Below are 21,272 nucleotides of genomic sequence, written 5' to 3'. Positions count from 1 at the left end.
ACAATTTTTAAACTTACAACCTCCCGTCCACGAGCCTTCTGTCCAAACATGCCTTCGTGTCAAAAATTACCCCATTGTGCCGCTTGATTTTTTGGTAATCAAACGTCAAAAATTCGCGATGTGCCACAGCGACGACGACGGCATCATAAACGGCGGTATCTTCCATTTTATGGACCATGTCCAATCCGTATTCGTGCTTGACCGCTTTGGCATCGGCCCAAGGGTCATAGAGGTCTACCGATAGGCCAAATTGAACGAGCTCGTTGTAGATGTTTACCACGCCGGTATTGCGGATGTCGGGGCAGTTTTCCTTGAACGTAATGCCCATAATCAACGCGCGGGCACCTTTGACCGAAATATTCTTTTGCAGCATCAACTTCACGACTTTACTGGCCACGAAGGCGCCCATCTGTTCGTTAACACGACGGCCGGAAAGGATGACGTTGGGTGTGTAGCCCAGGCGTTCTGCCCGGTGTGCCAGGTAATAGGGATCCACGCTGATACAATGCCCACCCACCAGGCCCGGCTTGTAGGGGAGAAAGTTCCACTTAGTACCGGCTGCAGCTAGCACGTCGTAGGTATCGATACCCATCCGGTCAAAGATCAAGGCCAATTCGTTGACAAAAGAAATATTAACATCCCGTTGCGCGTTTTCAATAGCCTTGGAGGCTTCGGCGACCTTAATGCTGGGCGCCCGGTGTGTGCCGGCTTTAATAATGGACCGGTACAGGTCGTCAACCCAACGGGCGGTTTCGAGGGTAGAGCCGCTGGTGACCTTTCTGATCTTGGTCAGCGTATTGACTTTGTCTCCCGGATTGACGCGCTCGGGGGAATACCCGACAAAAAAATCTTCATTAAATTTCAAACCCGATACTTGCTCTAATACGGGTACACAATCCTCTTCGGTACACCCCGGGTAAACCGTCGACTCATAGATGACGATGTTACCTTTTCCGATCACTTTTCCCAACATCTCGGATGCTTTTATTAGGGGGGTTAGGTCTGGCGCTTTGAAGTGATCTATCGGAGTAGGAACGGTGACAATATATGTGTCATACGGATGCAGGTCTTCGATATTCGTGGAGAAAGTTAGTCCGATACCATCTTTTTCTTTTAAATTTAAGGCAACGGCCAGGTCGTTGAAGTCAGTTTCTTGAGTACGGTCTTTTCCCGATTTCAACTCTGAAACCCGCTCTATATCAATATCAAAACCAAGGACGTCATATTTTTTTCCAAATTCAATGGCGAGGGGTAAACCAACGTAGCCTAACCCAATAACAGCAATTTTGGCGTTTATTGCTGAGGGAGTGGAAGCATTGACTCCTGGCTGTTCTGCATTTACATGCCCCATTACCTCAATAAACTAACAATCACCGCGGCCATTGAGGTAATCACACTAGCCATGCTCACCCAAGCCTGTGCAGGAATTCGTTCCCGATCAGGTCTCGTGGGTACAATGATTTCACTACCTGGCAGCACCTCAGGATAACCACCTCTGCTTCCTTCAACAGCACCGTTGGCATGCTGTACAAACGTTTTGCGCTTGTGGGCCTTGGACGTAAAGCCACCGGCTTGGTTGATGTAATAACGCAGCGGCTTGCCCTTTTGATACACGACTCGGTTGGGGTTGAGCACCTGACCGCGGACCGTGACAGTGCGTAACTGCCGCGGCACCACGATGACATCCTCGTCTTCCAATGGGATGTCGTATTTGCGATTGCCCGCTAATATTTTATCCAAATGGATGCCCACGTAATTGCTGAAAAATAGTTCGGTGTTAGTGCCCGCTTCGGCGATGTTTTCCAACGCTAAGCTTTGCAGCTCACGTTGTTCCTGCTCCAACTCGTCTAGCTTCTGTTGATCTTGGCTCGTCAACGCGCCGTGGCTCTGGGAGACCATTGCGTCTGATGCCTTCCGCTGCAGTGAAGCGCCTTGTAAATAGGCAAATTCGGTGACACCGCCGGCACGCCGGATGAGGTCAGAGACCTTCTCGTCTTTCTTCAGCAGCACATACTCGCCCGGATACATGACCTCCCCTTCGATACGTACGAGCCGCTGCACTTGATAACCGGTGCTGGTATGCACACTGACCATGTCAAACGGCTGCAGCACGAAGTCGGATTGCACGGCTTCCTCGCGGCTATCAAAACTAACCCGTACCAGTTCAGAAATCGTTGAATCCCGCTCGTTGGTATTCCGGCGGATACGGCGGGCAACGTCGATATACTCGATATTGGCGGCTTCTGCCAGCCCGCCGCTCATCTGGATGAGGTTACCGAGGGTCATCTGCTCTACATATTCGAATTCGCCAGGTTTGCGCACCTGCCCACTGATGGACACGGTGTATTCTTCGCGGAGATCAAAAATCGATGAAATGATGACCTTGTCTTCACGCTGCAGCACGTGGTCTTGTTGCGTAGAGCCGGCCATGAGCTGGGCTAAGTCTACCGTGATGAGCTGCTGGGTATTGTCGGGATTCAGGCGGTTGATATAAGCCCGCGACATGAACGCATCCTCCTTGAGGCCATCGGCTCGACGGATCAACTCCCGAAGGGTAAGCCCGTCTGTAAGGGCATACAATCCGGGGCGGAATACCGCGCCTTCGATAGCGACGCGGTTCGCATACCGGTCGAGAACCTCCTCCACGATGTAATGGTCACCGTTTCTCGGAGTATAACTACTAAAGTCTTCGGCATAGATATCGGCTACGCTGCGCTGACGGTCGGTAACCTGAAGTACCTTGACCTTGGCCCGGTAAGCCTCGGGGGAGAAGTCGCCTGCAAAGCGCAGCACGTCTTCCAATGTTTCGCTTTCTACCGGCTCGAAGATGCCGGGGTTGTTTACGAGCCCATCGACGGTGACATGGCGGTTAAACACGGGTATATGGATGACATCGCCATCTTCCAACCGCACATTGCCGGGCTGGATGCCCTTGGTCAGAAAATCATACGTGTCGATGGTTTCTATCACCCGGTTGTTACGGATGAGCTGGATGCCGCGATAAGTTCCTTTGTCGGATGGGCCGCCGGATGCGTACAACGCATGGAATACGTTGGCCAGCGACGGCAGGGTGTATGTGCCCGGGCGGGTGACGTAGCCCGTGAGCGTCACCTTGATGCTGCGGATATTGCCCAGCGTGAGTGACAGGCGTGTCCCCCCTGTTCGTAATCGCGAATATATCGATTGCAGTTGCTGTTTCAACTTGCTGGTTGCGTCTTCGATGGTCAATCCGCCAACGGATATAATCCCGACATAATCAATATTGATAGTTCCTTCAGGGGATACCGTCAATCTGTAACTTTCCTCGTTATCGCCGGTTACATCGATCAGGAGTTCATCGCCTGTGCCGATCACATAATTTTTCGGTGTCGGGATATTGAGATTGGGCTGGAATTGGATATTGGTATTGCGGAACAGCTTGGCGCCGAATATACGGCTGGTATCGGCCTCCTCCTCAACAATCATCAAGCTGTCGACAAAGGCAGTTGTCGTGTCGACTACCTGGCGTCCTTGCTGATCCATCGGTGTGGGCATAGCGGCAGCACGCTTTCCGACAGGGGAGCCTTTCTGCCGAAGCGCGGCCATCCTGCTACGCAACTTTTGTTGCTCGGCTGCTGGCATCCCTCGCTGAGCGAGGGCTTGTAGCAGTTGATCATCCGTCAAGCCACGCTTTTCGGCGTCGGTCATGATCTTTGTGATCTGCTCGTCGGACAGCTGATCCACCCGGACCTTGGAAATATCCGACAATTGCACAGGAGGTTGCTGCTGCTGTGACTGGCTTTGCGATTGGTTCTGTGATTTCGTTTGTGACTGCGTCTGCGCCTGTGTCGTAATCAACCACAAAAAGCCTATCAATAACAGGATACTTCTTTTCATCAATCTATTCGCTTTCTTGTGTTTATATAATGCTAAAATTGAGCAAAGGTACGTATTCTCTGTGGTCCTCACAGCGTTAGTATCCAAATTTATCGTTACGTCGGATGTTAACCCACAAAAAAATAAGCCAAGGTTTTGTGTTATGGACTTGATTTTACCGCTCATACAACACCAGCCCCCCCGCTGTTTTTACTTGACTTAACGTAAAGCGTACCTTGCGTGCGATCACCCCTTCCACCTTCGGGGCCAGTTGTTCGAGATAGTCGGCATTGAGTGCCTGCCCCACGATGGTCACCTCAATGGAACCGCTGTCGCGCCCTTCGGCATAATCGCCGGTGAGTACAACCTGCTCGACATCACCCATGCGGCTGAGGACGGTCTCGACAATCCGGTCTAACCCAAGGTACTTATGTACAATATCCTGCAACGAACCGAACAAGGGATGCTTTATATTGGCGCGGTAGGAAACACGGTTTTGATCGGCTTCCTTTTCCAGGTAACCGGCTTCTGATAAGTTGTTGAGTTCTTTGCGGATGGCGTTGGTGGATTCGTTGAATTCTTCGGCTAAACCTCGCATGTGTCCCCGATTGGCAGCGTTGATGAAAAACTTCACCAATAGGCGCAAGCGGGTCTTCGAGGTGATGAGTGAGTCGAGCATCTAAAACGATAGACTAATTGAGCAACAAAGGTACTCACTTTTTTGTAAACTCCAAATGCCGTCATACGATATCTTTGTTTCCGGCTAGCAGATTTTGGCCTAGGAGCGTGAACGCAGTGAGCGTTCCAGCCTAAATCTGCTAGCCGGAAACATCACGAACTACTTAATCTGATCAACGATTTCGTTTTCGCCATAGCCAGCGTCTGGCAGCGTGGGTCTGCTGCTGACGGTATTGTTTGAATTGTTGCAGCGTGTGCTGCATCTCGGCATCGACGGCCGAAAGGGCAATGCGGGATTCATCGACGAGCAGGACGCTGGCGTAACAGAGGAAACCGACGCCGATGAGGTCAAGGGCTATCGGAAACCAGGAATAGCCGTCAGACAGGAAGTAGACCAACGCTATGCTGATGCATGAGGCGACGAAGAAGAAAAGGGTGATGTACAGGCTTGTCATGGCGCGCTGGAGCAGGCGGGCACGGCGGCTGGACAGCTCCAGTTGTTGGATGAGTACGGGGACATCCGCAAGCCGGGGAGTGCTGCTGTTTTCGCGAATGATATCACTGATGATACTGCTTACTTTGCGTGATCGTTCGATGGATCGGCTGAGGCGCTGCGACGTGGAGAGTATCAGTGAACTGCTGGCCATAATCAGCACCACTGGGGTGATCATGGCCGATAGTACGGACAATGTGTGGGAGAGCGCATCCATGTGGTATGGTCAGCTGACGGGATAGGCCGTAAGGGTATGGTTTGCCTGATGGTGTGTGCCGAAATCGTGCTGTTTGAATTGTACCGTGATGGGCCGATCCGCCGAAACGACGAGCGCGTAAAGGGTCTCCAAGGGGATGGCTTCTGGATCGATGAGGTCATTGCAGCGGAAGCACTGGATGCGCTGGGCGGGTACGCTGATATGATATGGGCCCACCGGGTCACGGTCGGCGTAATAGACGTGGAGGCTCACCTGCGCTTCCTCGGCGTGGGTATTGAGGATGATTAACTCATCGCGGCTGGTACATGCCGGTTCGGGGCCATGGCTCTCCAAAGGGATGTAGCCGCCGGGAATAACCCACCGCATATACCCGGCGATGGGTTCATGGCTATTGCTGTTCGTCATGCGTAAAAATCGTTTTTAAGTGTTCATTCAGGAAAATACCCTGCGGGTCGAACTGCGTGCGGATGCGTTGGAAATCAGCCCAACGGGGATACAGCTGTTCCAGATCGGCGGCGCGCATGCTATGTTTCTTGCCCCAGTGCGGCCTTCCGCCGTAAGCATGGAATATGGGTTCAACGTCGTCGAAATAGGCCTGATAGGGCAGGCTGGCATTCTGGTGCAGCGTGATGGCGGCCACCGTGGATTTTCCATACCCATTACTGAGCCAGTTGCTGTCTCCTTTGACCGGCCGGAAGAGCACACGCCAGCCCACGTCTTTGCGGTGTTTTTCTTTGATTCGTTGGCGGATTTCGAGGAAGCAGGGGACGGCATCACGCAGGTCTACGGAATATTCGAGTTCATTGAATTTTAACGTCTGCTCGGAAGGCAGCACATCTTTGGCATAGCCGCGCATTTCTTTGTACAGCTGGCCGAAGGGAAGGTCGGGCACTTGGCGATCTTCTTCGTTCCATGTGCGGATCGTTACATCATCCCGCCGGGGATACCAGTAAAAGCAGAAATTGCGGTGAAGTTCCATGAGTTCGTCCAGCTGGGCTAAACAGTCATCCAGTGAGGCGCGGTACTGTTTGCGGACGAGGCGGTATTGCGGGAGTAGCTTGAGCTTGACAGCGGTAAACAGGCCAATCGAGCCCAGGGATACGCGCAGCGCCTGCATCATTTCGGGGTGCTGGTCTGCATCAAAGTCATGTATAGCGCCCGTGCCGCTGATAAGACGGACCCCGTGCAGCTGTGAAGACAGGTTAGCCAAGTATTTGCCGGCGCCATGCGTGCCGGTACTGATGGCACCGGCCAATGTCTGTTTGTCGATGTGGCCCATGTTTTCCATGGCGAGCGCATAAGGCGCGATGGCCTCACCCACCGCCTCGATCGTAGTATTGGGTAGAAGCACGGCTGTCTGTGCGCCGGGATCGGCGCCAAGCAGGCCAGTGAACTTATCCATGTTGATAAGTGTCTCCTTGGTGGTGTAGATATCGGAACATGAATGGCTGGCACCCACCACGCGAAGGGTCTTGCCCTGATGGTAGGTCTCTTTGACGATTTGTTGCAGGGCTGTTTCATCGACAGGCGTCAGCAGTCGCTCAGGCGTAAACTGGATGCTTCCGGACCAACTGGTCCAGGTATGTCGGCGTAGCGTTTGCTCCATAGTAACATGATAGGTAAGTCCTGTTTATGCAACAACCAGGGGGGATTAATGTTTGCGAAGGGTATTGCTGTCCGTAGGGTGCACGGCATACTTCGGATGTTGAGCAAGTCACGGTATTTCCAGTTGCCGGATTTTTGGCCTAGGAGCGTAAACGAAGTGAGCGTTCCAGCCAAAAATCCGCCAACTGGAATAAACGGAATTTGTCGTGCGCCGTTGCTGAGATTTGCGGCCCGGATGTATTCCAAATATTGTACCTTTGTAGCTGTATTGCTTATTACGTACGGTAAAGCTATTCGTCAATGTTATCCAAAAAAGCCAAATACGCCATCAAAGCCCTGATTGTTTTGGGCAGGAATTACGGTAAGGAACCGATGCAGATTTTACGCATTGCGGAAGAAGAACGTATTCCGAAGAAATTCCTCGAACAGATTTTGTTAGAAATGCGTAATGCAGGAATCCTGTATAGTAAAAAAGGGGCCGGTGGCGGCTACAACCTGAATAAAGCGCCCGAAGATATCCGGTTGTCGCAGGTGATGCGGCTTATTGACGGCCCGATTGCACTGCTGCCCTGTGTAAGCCTCAATTTTTACCGGAGTTGCGACGAGTGCAAATCGGAAGAGGTATGCGGTATCCGCGATACCTTTATTGACGTACGCAACGCCATGTTACAAATCCTAAACGATACCAGTATAGCGGATATTATCGATAAGGAAAAGCGCCTTGCACTGGGTGTTTGACGGCAAACATTTAGGCGTCCGTTGCGTTTCTTATCGTAATGAAGCCCTTTTGGAAATGGGGCCTTGGCATCGCCGCTGGCCTGATCGTATTCATCATTGGAAGTAATTGGTATGTAAACCATCGGTGGAAGCCGCGGATGGAGGTGAAGTTAAAGGACCTGATCGCCCGCGAGACAGACGGCCGTTATCAATTGAACTACGATCGCTTGGAGGTGTCGTTGCTGGGGGGCAATGCGGCGGCCGTAAACGTTTCCCTCATCCCCGATACGGCAACTTATAAGGGTGATGGCCGGCAGCGTCCGGCATCCGGCGCGTCGTATCTCGTCCGGATAAGCCGTCTCCAAGTTAAAGGAGTCGGACTGATGCGGCTGCTTATCAGCAAGAAGGTGCATGTCAACACGGTGGTTATCGACGCGCCATCGTTACAGCTTGTCCGCCATCATTGGCCCGACAAGGATACGGCGGCCGCCGACCCGACTGTGGATACATTTGCCGAACGCCTCGCTAAGACGTTGGCAGGTACTCGGGTAAATCGCATGGTACTGAATGCCGGCCAATTTGAAATGACGGACGACAGCAGTGCGATGGACGTCCGGATACGGGATATCACCCTGGCGATACGCGATATAAGGATAGACCCGGCCTCGTTGCTTGATACGGCACGCCTGTATTTCGCGAGGGCAATCCGATTGGAGATAGATTCACTCGATTTTCTCCGGCCGGACAGCCTTTATCGGCTGCATGTAGGGCCGCTGCGTTTCCAAACGGATACGCGGGAATTGGCGCTCCGCGATCTGCGTTATGGACTTACGGTGAGCAAAGCCGAGTTTTACCGCCGGGTGCAACGGGCTAAGGACATTGCAGGCATAGCGGTTGCTCATGTCGCATTAAACGATGTGAACCTGGCAAGGTGGGTCAACAGCCAAACGTTGGCAGCGTCGGTACTTCGCATTGACAGTGGCAGCATCGCCGTCTATAAAGACAAAACAAAGCCCAACCCACCTGCGTATAAAATCGGTGAGTCGCCGCACCAGCAGTTGCTGGGGATGAAGCAGCGGCTCGCGATTGATTCGGTGCTAATCAATGCAATGGATATCAGTTTTACGGAGGTAAGCGACCAGACGGCCAAAGCGGGCACCGTGACGTTCGACGATGTTAACGGCCTAATTCGCAATATGACCAACGATTCTGTAATGCTGGCCCGTAACAGGTTCCTGCAGCTTGATGCGACCTCCCGCGTCATGGGGGCTGGGGATCTGGAAGTGAGGTTTCGCTTTGACCTGCTGGATACCCTTGGTGCGCATACGTATCAGGCCAAGGTTGGACGCATGGATGGTAGGTCCTTCAACCGGATGCTCACGCCGCAGATGAATGTGGAGGTTGAACAGGCGGATATCCAGGCGATGGCCTTTGAGATGGAGGCTAACGATCGCCAGACGAGCGGCACGCTGCAGTTGGATTATCGGAATTTGAAGGTAAGCTTGCTTAGGGAAGCCGGTAACGGCGAGACATCGGCGAGGCCGGTGGTATCGTTTTTTGCAAACCGGTTTTTGGTGAATGATAGCAACCCGGATGCCAACGGGATATACCATCAGGGCAGCGTATATTTGGTGCGCGATCCAACATATTCGTTCTTTAAGATGATCTGGCATAGCATCCGTGAGGGGACGAAGCAATGCATTGGACTCGAACCTTGAATGCGCACAAGCGACCTAGGGGATGAGCGGAGCGAGTCTTCCAGTTGCGTCGCATATCCAACATGCCAGTCCCTCAGTTATGCCTTTCCTCTCCCTCCTAAGGCACCTTGGATGTGCACAAGCGACCTAGGGAGATGAGCGGAGCGAGTCTTCCAGTTGCGTTGCGTATCCAACATGCCAGTCCCTCAGCTATGCCTTTCCTCTCCCTCCTAAGGCACCTTGGATGTGCACAAGCGACCTAGGGAGATGAGCGGAGCGAGTCTTCCAGTTGCGTTGCATATCCAAGGTGCCGCCACTTCCGCTGCCGTCTCTTACGTTTCGTCTGCAATCCCTTCCACACCAAGTTTGACCGCTAATGCCTGCAGGTTTTCCCAAACGGCATCAACCAATGGAATGCCGTGTTCTTTGCGGTGTTGTGTGGCGCGATACTCCGGTTCGCCCGGGATGATAACACCTTGTTCCTCGTTTATCCGTTGGGCATTTTTAAACCGGCTAATCCATTGATCCATATGGGCTTTGAAATCGGCGACAGGTCGGAATCCATCTACACGCATGGCACCGACGAAGTGACCAATGCCTTTGCCGGGCTGGTCGGCTACGGGTTGTAAGTACGCCACAAACGGCGGTACCCATGGGCCGTAGTTGGCGCCGGACAATACACCGGAAAGGATGTCCACGGTGGCGGATAATCCAAACCCTTTGTGGCTGCCTCGGCCATATTCGCTGCCCAAAGGCAACAGTGCGCCGCCGGCCGTCACCGCATTGGGGTCGGTGGTAGCCTTGCCGTCGGGCGTCAATGCCCAGCCTTCGGGAATGGGAACGTTCATCCGCTGCGCGATTTCCAGCTTGCCGTTGGCGGCAGCTGAGGTGGCCATGTCGACCACCACGGGCGGATAGGCGCCGGCTGGAAAGGCATAGCACATTGGATTGGTGCCCAGCAGCCGTTCGGACGAAAACGTGGGAGCCACCAGTGGGCTGGCGTTGGTCATGGCATATCCGATCATTTCCTGCTCCACGGCTTTCAGGGCGTGATAAGCGGCGATACCGAAATGATTGGAATGGCGGATGGCTACCCAACCGGAACCATATTGCCGGGCTTTCTCGATGGCAAGGTTCATCGCATAGGGGGCCACCACCAGTCCTAAGCCACCATCGCCGTCGACCGTGGCGGTAGTCGGTGTCTCATGGACAATGCGGATATGGGGCGTTGGGTTGAGCCGGTTGTTTTCCCATAAGCGTACATAACCGCTGAGTCGCGCCACACCATGTGAATCAATGCCACGCAGGTCGGCCGAAAGGAGTACATCCGCCGCTAACGCAGCATCGGCATCAGGGCATCCGATGGATTGGAAGATGCGGTATGTAAAATCCCTTAATTGCCGTTCTTGTACGATCATGTTCTTGTGCTTTTTGCGATAAATGTTGGGTCGCCTTCTCTTATTGCCTTGCCCGTTGCATGGGATTTGGTCCGACGGATGCGCCACGCGCCGGCCCGGTTCCCTGCTTAAACAATTCAAAACGTGTGGGCGTATGTTGGCGGGGCCACGAATTGTTGGCTTCGTCAATATCTGCCGTCTCCCGCAGGGGATCGATAAGGATGGTCTTCACCTCCTTGGTTTTCGCAAAGACCTTGGTGACTTCATGTTCGTTTTTCCGCCAGATATAGGCCGGAATCCGCTCGGTTTCCGTGGTGCCATCCACAAAGGTCCACTGAATGATAATGGGCATGACCAGCCCGCCCTTATTGCTCATTTTAAGCTGGTAGAAATGGTACTCGCCATCATACAGCGCTTTTTCTTCTGCCGATAACGACTGGTAGTATTGCTCGAAGGCTTGCTTGTCTTCCGCTGTGATTGCGAAGCGATCCCATTTGTTATAAAAATCCTGCAAGGAGGTGTCGGCCTCCACGGCAAAATTGACGCCGGCTTCGATGTTGCGCCGGCGGGAAATGGTATTTAGGTCATTTTCGTGGGCTGCCTTGGCCTCGGCTTGCGCTTCCTGCAGGTTTCCCACGGGCCGGAAGTACTGTACATCGTCCAGGGAGATATCCACGGGATCGGTACTGAAAAACCATCCACGCCAAAACCAATCGAGATCGACAGCCGAAGCGTCTTCCATGGTGCGGAAAAAGTCAGCAGGGGTGGGGTGCTTAAACGCCCAACGTCGGGAATACTCCTTGAACGCATAGTCAAAAAGCTCACGGCCCATCACGGTTTCACGCAGGATATTGAGCGCCGTGGCGGGTTTGGCATAAGCATTTGGCCCAAACTGCACGATATTTTCCGAGTTGGTCATGATGGGCTCCAGCTGGTCTTTCGGAAGCTTCATGTAATCGACGATCTTATGTGCGGGACCGCGGCGTGAGGGGAAATCCTTATCCCATTCCTGCTCCGCGAGGAACTGGCAGAAGGTGTTGAGGCCTTCGTCCATCCATGTCCACTGCCGTTCATCGGAGTTGACAATCATGGGAAAGAAGTTATGGCCGACCTCATGGATGATAACGCCAATCATCCCGTATTTAGTGGCTTCTGAATACGTGCCGTCTTTATCAGCACGGCCGTAGTTGAAGCAAATCATGGGATATTCCATGCCGTTGGCGGCTTCCACGGAGATGGCTACCGGATAGGGGTAGGCAATGGTGTGCTTGGAATATACCTTCAGGGTGTGGGCGACAACTTTTGTGGAATATGGGCGATAGAGGGGATAGGCCTCGGGGCCGTAATATGACATGGCCATGGGTGCGTTCCCCGCAATGCCGTCCTTGACGCGCATGGCGTCCCACACGAGGCGGCGGGATGTCACAAAGGCAAAGTCACGTACATTTTCGGCTTCATAGATCCAAGTTTTCTTGCCCTTGGCCTTACCTCGCATAGCTTGCCGGGCCTCATCGAGCGTGACGACTTCCACCGGCTCGTCCGCCTGCTGTGCCTGCCGCCAGCGATCGTATTGCGCAGCGGTGAGCACGTTGGCATAATTGCGGCATTCGCCCGTGGCACCAACAATGTGGTCGGCCGGTACGGTAATGTTCACCTTGAAGTCCCCGAATGCCAATGCAAATTCGCCCCGACCTGTAAATTGCTTGTTTTGCCACCCTTGGAAGTCGGAATATACGGCCATACGCGGGTACCATTGCGCAATGGTATAAAGATAGTTGCCGTCTTCGGCAAAGTATTCGTAGCCGCCGCGCCCTCCTTCCGTCATCCGATCGCTGATGTTGTATTGCCAATCGATTTGCAACACAAACTTGGCGCCGGGTTTCAGGGGGGTTGGCAGCTCCACGCGCATCATGGTATAATTGATGGTATATGGAAGCGCTTTGCCAGCCGCATCAGCCACTTTCAGGATGTTGACACCCAAATCTTTATCGTGGGCTATAAGCTGCTGCAGCTGGCGGGTGGTCACCTGATCACCGAGTGAGCTTTCGTCGAACTTCTTGCTTTCGGCATCGGCCTTGTGTTCGTTTTCATCCAACTGGATCCACAGGTAAGTCAAGGGGTCGGGCGAATTGTTGGTATACGTGATGGTTTCAGCGCCGATGACCCGCTGATTTTCGTCATCGACCTCTACGTCGATGACGTAATCAGCTTTCTGCTGCCAATATTGGTGACCAGGGGCGCCTGAAGCTGTACGGTATACGTTCGGGTCGCTCAATAATGTGCCGAGCTGCTCAAACTTGTTCCCATGGTTCGAACCGGGATTGTTTTGATATTGCGCCAGGACGGGGGAGGAGAGCGTTCCAAACCCGAGAAGCATGAACAACTGATAGTATCTTCGTTTCATGTTTTCATGTTTTATGTTAAGTGTTAAGCTGTCGGTTTTTACACCCGTTCCAATGCCATCACCAAAGCGATGCCGAAAATAGCGGCAGACAGAAAAAACGTCCAGTCTCGCCTCGATACGGAAAAAATGCTCGTGGCAATGAATGAGACGACCAAGACCACGAAAACGATGGCCAGCTGCCCTATTTCCAACCCCACATTAAAAGCGAATAAAGGCCACGTGATACTACTTTCCTTGCCCAGCAGCGACCGCAGGTAATTGGAAAATCCCAATCCGTGGATGAGTCCGAAAAACAACGCATAGCCGTAGGTAAGCCAGTCGGTGCTTGATGCCCGCCTGCGTTTTTTGACCACATTGCTGAAGGCGGTGATGACAATGGTGACCGGGATGAGGAATTCAATCAATTCGGTATTTACCCGGATAAGGTTGAATACGCTCAGTGCCAACGTAAGTGAGTGGCCAACGGTAAATGCGGTGACCAGTACAACGACCTTTCGCCAGTCTTTCATGAAATAGGTACAACAAAGCGCAATGACAAAAAGGATATGGTCGTATCCCGAAAGGTCTAAGATGTGCTGTAGACCCAACTCGAAATAAACCCCGAAATCCTGCATATTGAAGTTTTGTTGTTATATTCGCGACAATATTACGTTTATTGCGGCGAAAACACAATCGATAACGGAAAAAATATCGTGACGTTCCGTTGATGGAGGCTTAAATTTCATGTTGACTATAATTATCGGCTTTTTTTTGTTGGTTTTCCATCCGTTTTATGTTAGCATTACGTCGATTGACTTCAACGAAAAGGCAAAAACGATGGAAGTAAGCTGCCGCATTTTCTATGACGACCTGGAAGAAGCGATCCGTGCGGAGTATAAGACAAAAATTGACCTCATACATCCGGCCGATCGCCGCAGGACAGACAGCTTGTTGGCGGATTACTTTGGAAAGCAGCTTAAGCTTGGTGTAAACGGAACATCAAAAACCTTAAGCTTCCTTGGTTACGAAATTGAGGACGACGTGGCGTGGTGCTATCTTGAGGCCAGCAATGTAGCCGGGGTGCAGCGCATCACCATAGACAACCGCATCTTATTTGACCAATTTCCCAAGCAAAGCAACATCTTGCACGTGACGGCCTATGGCAAACGGAAAAGCGCGAAGCTGGACAACCCGATGCGTAGGGCCGTTTTTGTGTGGTGACCAGTGGAGTCGGAATCAGGCACCCTTGGATGCGCAAAAGCAACCTAGGGGGATGAGCGGAGCGAGTCTGCCAGTTGCGTTGCGCATCCAAGGGTGCCTGGGCAAGCCCCGTGTCCTAACACTACCTGACAAGTAGTTGCATACGAAACCTAGGAGACGGCAGCGAAGCGCACCGAATCCGATTGGAGATCGGCTACGTGATGCCTCACTGTTCTTCAAATTCATCATCATTGAAGTCGTTGTCAAATAGACTCCCCAGCATATCGGCAAAGGCGATACCGCCGTCGAGGTAGCTTTTGTTGAGCTGTGAATGTTCGGCTAATCCATGAAGCACAAATTCCATGAGCAGCAATTGCTGGCTTTCGGCAAGCTTCGGATGAAGCTTTTTAACTAAGGCGTGTAAGCCAGGTACCTGCATCACAGCTTTTTTATACTGGCTGTCTGAGAGTTCATCTGTCAATTCCAGTCGGTGGCCATCCGTGAACCAGTCAATAATGGGGGTGTATGGATTTTCGATTTTCGACTTTTTGGTCTTCTCCGGGTGCGGAAAATACTGTGTAAACAAGGTTTTTATCGCAGAGCCGATCAGCCGGTGTGCAACGTGGACAGGTCCCTCCAGCTCGCCTTCGTAGACGAGCTCGATTTTCCCGGTAATGGCTGGTACGATGCCAGCGAAATCCGACAGGCGGGCGGCAGTCTTCTGTTGGCCTGCTATCAGCATCCGCCGTTCTGCGGCACTGATTAGATTTTCAAATGCAGCTATCGTCAGGCGTGCGGACACGCCGGATTTTTGGTCAATAAATTCACTTTTTCGAGCTTCAAAGGCTACTTGTTCAATCAAGTCCTTCAACAGGCCGTCTACTTCAATGGCTGCCTGTTGCTCGGGAGTGACGCGCGCTTCCTGAAAGGTGATTTTGCGGGAAATATCGATGCTGTTTGGATAATGTGTCAGTATCTGGCTTTCGATGCGATCTTTCAGCGGGGTAACGATGGAGCCGCGGTTGGTGTAGTCTTCCGGATTGGCGGTGAACACAAATTGGATATCAAGTGGTAAGCGCAATTTGAATCCACGTATCTGGATATCTTTTTCCTGTAGCATATTAAACAAAGCGACCTGTATCCGGGCTTGCAGATCGGGCAGTTCGTTGATGACAAAAATACCGCGGTGGGCTCTCGGAATCAGCCCGAAGTGGATGACACGCTCGTCATTATAAGTCAATTTCAGTGTTGCCGCTTTAATCGGATCGACATCCCCCACGAGATCGGCTACGGTGACATCCGGGGTAGCCAGCTTTTCCGTATACCGCTCTGAACGGTGTAGCCAGGCGATGGGCGTGTCGTCGCCTTTTACCTGGATTTCGTTCCGTGCATACCATGAGATAGGGTGCAACGGATCGTCGAAAAGCTCGCTCCCTGCCACATAAGGCACGTATTCGTCTAACAAGTGCACCATCAGGCGGGCAATACGTGTTTTTGCCTGCCCCCGCAATCCCAGCAGTAGGATATTATGCCGGGATAGGACGGCGGTCTGTAGTTCGGGGATGACGGTCTCGTCATAACCGACAATGCCTTTAAACCCAGCTTTTTTTTCTTGTAGCTGCCTGATGAGATTAGCTCTTAGTTCGTCTTTTACGGTACGGTATTGGTATCCTGATTTTTTGAGTTCGCCTAATGTGTGAATATGAGTCATACTATTTTTAAAATCGTTGTTTTTTATTGTATCGATCACTGGCCCCCGCTACTGATTACTATTTCCGATGCTACCGATTCGGGCTGTTGAACACTAAACATGGATACAGAAGCGAAGTGCCGCCATCCCCTACCGCACCGTTTTTCTCCGGTTGCGGATGTAGTCTTCGAAAATATACTCACCCAACCCCTGGAGAGAGCTGTAAAATGCTCTTCCGCCGTTGGTTTCGGTAAATTGTCGGACGAATTGCTGTAAATAGGGGTCGCGGGCAATCATAAACGTGGTGATGGGGATGTTGAGCCGTTTGCACTGAGCGGCCATATTTAACGTTTTGTTGACAACTTTGCGATCCAGGCCTACGCTGTTTTTATAATAACGGCCATTTTCCTTCAGGCACGTCGGTTTACCGTCCGTAATCATGAAAATCTGCTTGTTATGGGTTTTGCGCCTGCGCAATAAATCCGTGGCCAGCTCAAGCCCGGCTAACGTGTTGGTGTGATATGGGCCTACTTGCAGGTAGGGTAAGTCTTTGATCGTAATGGGCCAGGCATCATTGCCAAATACGACGATATCCAGTGTGTCTTTGGGGTAGCGGGTATGAATCAGCTCGGCCAACGCCATCGCAACTTTTTTGGCTGGCGTAATGCGATCTTCCCCGTACAAGATCATACTATGGGAAATATCTATCATCAGTACGGTAGACGTCAGTGTTTTATAGTCCCGTTCTTCGACTTCAAGGTCGCGTTCGGTGAGCATGAAGTTGCCAATACCATGGTTTACCTGTGCATTGTGGATGGACGTGGTCATATCAATCTGATCCAGGCTGTCGCCATACTGGTACTCCCGGCGGTCGGCATTTTTTTCGTCGCCCAATCCGGAGAGGTTGCTGTTGTGGTTGCCACGTCCGCTTTTGCGCAGTTTGCCGAAAATCTCTTCCAGCGCCGATTGGCGGATAGTCTGCTCGCTTTTAGCCGTAATCCGGAATTGGCCTGAGCTTGGATCGTCGCTAAGGTAGCCTCTGTCTTTAAGATCCTGGATGAAATCGCCTATGCCATAGTCATCCGTGGTGAGGTTGTATTGCTTGTCCAGCTCATTGAGCCAGGCCAATGCTTCCATAGCGTCACCCGCGGTGTATTGGAGCAGTTGCATAAAAAGTTTCAGCAACTCATCAAAACCGCCTTTTGGCAACGTATTGGGTGTATATTGTGAGAAATGGTAGCCACGCATATGTTCTGCTGTTTTATTGTTTTGTTTGTACTGTCCGCGGATGCACAACAAACTTCAGATGTTTCGCCATTCACGATGTTTCGCCGTTGGATTGTACCCAAAGGGCATGGACGGAGCGAGCGTTCCAGTCATCCAACAACGTCGTGCGGGTAAGCAGCGAACATCAGGCCTAAGTTACTGCTTTTTTCGGTAAGTCAAGATCCGGTTTTGTGGTTTTTTACTTTACACCGAAAATCCTTATCTTTACGAAACATTCAGGGCCAATTGTTGTTTCTCCGTCAATGTAACGCTATGTTTCATGAAACCAATCTGGAAATGGGTCATCGGGATTACTGTTAGCCTCCTATTGGTGATATCGGTGAGTGCTTGGTACCTAAGCAGGCATTGGCGGCCGATATTGGACGCTCGACTCAAAGAAGCTGTGATGAACGCCACGGACAGCCTTTACCTGATCGCTTATGACGAGTTGGGTTTCAATTTGGTTACGGGAAACGCTACGATTGAAAACCTGCGGCTGACGGTGGATACCGCCAGGTATGCAAAGATGGAGATTAACCAACAGGCACCAGACAATGTTTACAACATTAGCATAGCCAATCTGCAGATCCGGCGATTCCATCCACGCCGCATCCTCGCTGATCGCAGGTTGAACATCGATGACATCATCATCGATACGCCGGCTATTCAAGTGGTGAATACCTACCATGTCTACAACGATACGGTAGCGACAAAGCGCGACCCACGGACACTCTACCAACGGATCGCTCATCTGCTCAACGAGGTGAGCGTAGGGAATATCTATCTTAACGATATTCAGTTTAAGTTTACCAAAAACACCGACTCCGCTGTAAACGAAACGGCGCTGAACAATCTCAACATCCATGTGCGTGATGTGCTTATTGATTCGGTTTCCCAGTTTGATACATCGCGGTTTTACTTGACACGGGCCATCGATGTGGACATGCCTGGTTTCCGGTATGAGACGCCCGATAGCTTTTATTATGTGAGCTTTGACCGGGTGCAGCTGGCTACATTGTACAAGCGACTGCTTGTCACGGGGTTGAAGTACGCTCCGCGGATGAATAAGAGCGAATTCTACAAGCGAAGCCAGCAGGCAAAAGATATGGCTATCATCGCCTTTCCGGCGATTCATCTTGAAGACATCGATTTGCAGCGATTTGTCGATAGCCGAAAGCTGTATGCAGGTAGTCTGCATATCGACAGCGGTACGGTGGCGATATCCAATGATCTTCGTTATCCCCGGCATGCGACCAATAAGATGGGCAAGTCGCCCCATCAATTGTTGCTCAACATGAAGCAGACGATTAAAATTGATTCGGTGTTGCTCAATCATTTGAACATCAGCTACGCCGAGGTGGGCAAAAAGTACGGGAAGGAGGGGAAAATAACGTTTGACGACGCAAGTGGCGTTTTTAGGAACGTGACGAACGATACATCGGCGTTGCTGCGGAATCAGGTGATGGAGGCACAGCTGACCACATATCTGATGAATACCGGCAAACTGGATGTGTTGTTTGCGTTTGATATGCTCGATAAAGACGGCAAATACACCTATAAAGGACAGCTTGGACCCATGAACGGCACTCCGCTTAATCGTATGATTACACCATTATTGAACGCAGAGATAGGTAGTGCAAACATAAAGGGCCTACGCTTTGACGTGCAGGCTGATGATCGCCGGGCACGGGGTTCGCTGCGGTTTGACTATGACAACATGCGGCTCCACTTACTGACCGAGGGGGATGACGGAGGCCGGTCGTCGAAACGCGTCGTATCCTTTCTGGCAAATAGTTTTATCATCAATGATAGTAACCCCGATGCCAATGGCCAATATCATCGGGGTCGGATTAATTATACACGTCCGCCCACTTATTCTTTTTTCAAAATGCTTTGGCAAAGTTTGGCTCAGGGCATCAAGGAGTGTGCTGGAATCAGCCCCGAGCGCGAGCGACGACTGCTAAATGCCGCGGAAGAAGCTAAGCAAGCCGCAGAAAAAACAGGTGGCTTTTTCAGGCGGGTATTTGGCAAGAAAGCAGAAGGCAACTAGTATTTCGGCTTGAACAAATCAAAGAATTTGGTGAAGATGCCATTATGCGGAGGCAGGCCGGCTTGCTCACGTTCGAAGTTGATGGCCTCCCGCCGGGTAAGCATCACCATATCCATTCGTTGATCCTGCAGTGGGCGGTCATAGCGATCGGTCTGTACCGCGGCGATGCTATCGACGACAGCTATCCCCGAAACCAATTCACCAAAGACGGTATAACTTTGGTCGAGGTGGGGCGTACCACCGAGTGTCTTGTATACCTCCCGCTGGTACGGCGGGATTTTGCGCCCGCCGAGGCGCAATTGCTCCAGGCTATCCAGGCCGCTATCGGTAAAGGTACGCCCTTGCACCAGGTAAAATTGCGACCCACTGGAGGCTTTTGCAGGATTATTGTCGCGGGCAGCTCCAATGGCACCCTTTTTATGAAAAAGGCTATCGTTGAATTCGGCGGGAATGGTGTATTCCGGTCCGCCTTCACCCAGCCGCTGCTTTTCAGCCGCATAGCGGGAATTTGGATCGCCACCCTGAATCATGAAATGCTGGATAACGCGATGAAACAATAAGTCCTTGAAATAACCCTCACGGACCAACTTCGTGAAATTGTCACGATGTAAAGGCGTTTCGTCATACAACTTCAGCAGGCATTCGCCTTTTGGTGTGATGATCCGGACGTACTTGGCGGGAGGGGCAGCGTGCGATGTAAGAATAGATGCAATGAGTGCTACGAGTATCAGCGTTTTCTTCATGAGCGTTTTTAAACGTATAGGGGCTATTCACTGCTGAATAGCTTCGTCGAAATAATCGATGATCAATGATTTGATGATGAGCTCTTGCTCCAAAAGGGTATAGTTGGGTATCGGTTTGATAAGGCGCCAGTGTGGCCAGCCTTCTTGATCGAGTCCTTCCAGTTCATAAAACCCCATAGCGCTAAAAAGACGGCATGTAGCGATGTGCATTAATTCTTCCTTCTGTCTTTTGCTAAATTTCATGGGGCCTTTACCAAGCTCCTGCACCCCGATGAGAAACAGCATTACCTTGATGTCGGGCTTTTCCATGTCGAACTGCTTAGCCGTATCGGCTTGCAGCTCAGACCATCTCTTATTAATCAATGATGCGTTCACCATGCAAATTTAGCTAAAATTGTCTTAACAATTTCATCGATTGCCCATTGTCGCTTGAAGACCGGTTTGCTATTCCCTGATAGCGTGGCCGTCTGTTGCGTCCCGGAGGGAAAGGAAAGCAACATTTTGGGGAATTCTTTCTACAAGGTGTGGGTCAATGATGAGCTTGTATTCATCGCCGGTGAATTTTTCGTAAGCAAGTTGTGGTTTTTTGACTAATGAACCTGGTTGATACTCACGCTGTTAGGTGGTTGTCTTGTCGGATTGCTTGCCGCGGCGCGGATTCGGTAGCAATTGGCATCATATTGTTATATAAAAGAGCATAGTACACGGTGTTTAGCTAAAGACTTTAACCATATAACATTACCGCGCTTGAGGTAAGTTGAACGATAACGGTAAATTACTTAGCATAGTATGAACTGTTTGTTTTAGTATCTGGAAAAGCGTCGCTTCGGTGGCGCTTTTTTTTATTTCCCCCAAATCGCCAATAGCTCCCGGCACCGCTTTTCAACCAGCTGATACACGACGTCGAACAAGCGGCCGTCATAATAAGGGTCGGGTACTTCCTGGCCGCCTAAAAATAACTGGATGCGTGCCCGCTGTTCGCTGGTTTTTGCGTAAGCCAATAAGTGTCGCAGATTATCGCGATCCATGGCCAGAATGTGATCAAATTCCTCCAGATGGCGGTGGTGTAATTGTTTTGCCCGTTGCTTGCTGATATCAATGCCATGGCGTTTAGCTACGGCGATGGCGCGGTGATCAGGCGGATTGCCGACATGCCATCCACCAATGCCTGCGGAGTCAATTTTCCAGTCCAGACCTCGTTCATCAGCCAAATGCTGCAAGATGCCGTGCGCCAATGGCGAACGGCAAATGTTTCCCAGGCATACAATGAGTATCTTCATG

The 21,272-nt window shown here is 51.4% G+C and carries 18 protein-coding genes; 4 read left to right on the top strand and 14 right to left on the bottom strand.

From position 1 onward, the window contains the following. Positions 1-13 precede the first annotated feature (13 nt). From B5X72_RS13535 to B5X72_RS13510, 6 genes are all read right to left on the bottom strand, one after another. Positions 14-1,351: a nucleotide sugar dehydrogenase gene (locus B5X72_RS13535; protein ID WP_079717446.1), complete on the bottom strand. Its 1,338-nt coding sequence runs from the start codon at positions 1,349-1,351 to the stop codon at positions 14-16. Further along, entirely contained in the window at positions 1,351-3,876 is a 2,526-nt protein-coding gene (locus B5X72_RS13530) for an SLBB domain-containing protein (protein ID WP_176146204.1), read from the bottom strand. The genes B5X72_RS13535 and B5X72_RS13530 overlap by 1 nt, the downstream gene beginning before the upstream one ends. A 154-nt stretch (positions 3,877-4,030) precedes the next feature. After that, positions 4,031-4,534 (bottom strand): helix-turn-helix domain-containing protein, encoded by a 504-nt coding sequence (locus B5X72_RS13525; protein ID WP_079717444.1) that lies wholly within the window; start codon positions 4,532-4,534, stop codon positions 4,031-4,033. A 172-nt stretch (positions 4,535-4,706) separates the two neighbouring features. Next, positions 4,707-5,243, bottom strand: coding sequence for a DUF2721 domain-containing protein (locus B5X72_RS13520; RefSeq protein ID WP_079717443.1), 537 nt, complete (start codon positions 5,241-5,243; stop codon positions 4,707-4,709). 9 nt (positions 5,244-5,252) lie between these two features. Continuing rightward, the gene (locus tag B5X72_RS13515; protein ID WP_079717442.1) at positions 5,253-5,648 is read right to left on the bottom strand and encodes a sensory rhodopsin transducer; all 396 of its coding nucleotides are present in this window, start codon (positions 5,646-5,648) and stop codon (positions 5,253-5,255) included. Then, positions 5,632-6,849 (bottom strand): D-arabinono-1,4-lactone oxidase, encoded by a 1,218-nt coding sequence (locus tag B5X72_RS13510; protein ID WP_079717441.1) that lies wholly within the window; start codon positions 6,847-6,849, stop codon positions 5,632-5,634. The genes B5X72_RS13515 and B5X72_RS13510 overlap by 17 nt, the downstream gene beginning before the upstream one ends. Positions 6,850-7,148: 299 nt before the next feature. Here B5X72_RS13510 and B5X72_RS13505 point away from each other — a divergent pair, with 299 nt between their 5' ends. Together B5X72_RS13505 and B5X72_RS13500 are read left to right on the top strand one after the other, a co-directional pair. Next, positions 7,149-7,586, top strand: a complete 438-nt coding sequence (locus B5X72_RS13505) for an RrF2 family transcriptional regulator (protein ID WP_079717440.1) — start codon at positions 7,149-7,151, stop codon at positions 7,584-7,586. Positions 7,587-7,624: 38 nt separating this feature from the next. Then, the gene (locus B5X72_RS13500) at positions 7,625-9,283 is read left to right on the top strand and encodes an AsmA family protein (RefSeq protein ID WP_079717439.1); all 1,659 of its coding nucleotides are present in this window, start codon (positions 7,625-7,627) and stop codon (positions 9,281-9,283) included. 311 nt (positions 9,284-9,594) lie between these two features. On the opposite strand, the gene B5X72_RS13495 is transcribed toward B5X72_RS13500, so the two are convergent. From B5X72_RS13495 to B5X72_RS13485, 3 genes are read right to left on the bottom strand one after another with little or no spacing between them, the layout of a single operon-like run. Then, the gene (locus tag B5X72_RS13495) at positions 9,595-10,680 is read right to left on the bottom strand and encodes an Ldh family oxidoreductase (protein ID WP_079717438.1); all 1,086 of its coding nucleotides are present in this window, start codon (positions 10,678-10,680) and stop codon (positions 9,595-9,597) included. Positions 10,681-10,720: 40 nt separating this feature from the next. After that, positions 10,721-13,063, bottom strand: a complete 2,343-nt coding sequence (locus tag B5X72_RS13490) for a M1 family metallopeptidase (protein ID WP_079717437.1) — start codon at positions 13,061-13,063, stop codon at positions 10,721-10,723. A gap of 38 nt (positions 13,064-13,101) precedes the next feature. Then, positions 13,102-13,677, bottom strand: coding sequence for a HupE/UreJ family protein (locus B5X72_RS13485; RefSeq protein WP_079717436.1), 576 nt, complete (start codon positions 13,675-13,677; stop codon positions 13,102-13,104). 109 nt (positions 13,678-13,786) lie between these two features. On the opposite strand from B5X72_RS13485, the gene B5X72_RS13480 reads away from it, so the two are divergent. Beyond that, on the top strand, positions 13,787-14,263 hold the full coding sequence (locus tag B5X72_RS13480) for a DUF6702 family protein (RefSeq protein WP_079717435.1): 477 nt from the start codon (positions 13,787-13,789) through the stop codon (positions 14,261-14,263). Positions 14,264-14,468: 205 nt separating this feature from the next. Here the strand turns inward: B5X72_RS13480 and B5X72_RS13475 are convergent, their stop codons facing one another. After that, positions 14,469-15,953 (bottom strand): sigma 54-interacting transcriptional regulator, encoded by a 1,485-nt coding sequence (locus tag B5X72_RS13475; RefSeq protein WP_079717503.1) that lies wholly within the window; start codon positions 15,951-15,953, stop codon positions 14,469-14,471. A gap of 129 nt (positions 15,954-16,082) precedes the next feature. Continuing rightward, the gene (locus B5X72_RS13470) at positions 16,083-17,180 is read right to left on the bottom strand and encodes a vWA domain-containing protein (protein ID WP_079717502.1); all 1,098 of its coding nucleotides are present in this window, start codon (positions 17,178-17,180) and stop codon (positions 16,083-16,085) included. 298 nt (positions 17,181-17,478) lie between these two features. On the opposite strand from B5X72_RS13470, the gene B5X72_RS13465 reads away from it, so the two are divergent. Continuing rightward, the gene (locus tag B5X72_RS13465; protein ID WP_079717434.1) at positions 17,479-19,248 is read left to right on the top strand and encodes a hypothetical protein; all 1,770 of its coding nucleotides are present in this window, start codon (positions 17,479-17,481) and stop codon (positions 19,246-19,248) included. Here B5X72_RS13465 and B5X72_RS13460 read toward each other — a convergent pair. The 3 genes from B5X72_RS13460 to B5X72_RS13450 form a co-directional block, all read right to left on the bottom strand. Next, positions 19,245-19,991, bottom strand: coding sequence for a peptidylprolyl isomerase (locus B5X72_RS13460; protein WP_079717433.1), 747 nt, complete (start codon positions 19,989-19,991; stop codon positions 19,245-19,247). The genes B5X72_RS13465 and B5X72_RS13460 overlap by 4 nt on opposite strands. A 27-nt stretch (positions 19,992-20,018) precedes the next feature. Beyond that, positions 20,019-20,366, bottom strand: coding sequence for a hypothetical protein (locus B5X72_RS13455; protein WP_079717501.1), 348 nt, complete (start codon positions 20,364-20,366; stop codon positions 20,019-20,021). Between the two features lie 467 nt (positions 20,367-20,833). Beyond that, on the bottom strand, positions 20,834-21,271 hold the full coding sequence (locus B5X72_RS13450; protein WP_079717432.1) for a low molecular weight protein-tyrosine-phosphatase: 438 nt from the start codon (positions 21,269-21,271) through the stop codon (positions 20,834-20,836). Between the last annotated feature and the right edge of the window lies 1 nt (position 21,272).

It is taken from the genome of Parapedobacter luteus, assembly GCF_900168055.1.
Taxonomy (GTDB): Bacteria; Bacteroidota; Bacteroidia; order Sphingobacteriales; family Sphingobacteriaceae; genus Parapedobacter; species Parapedobacter luteus.
This window is presented reverse-complemented; position numbering and strand designations above follow the sequence as displayed.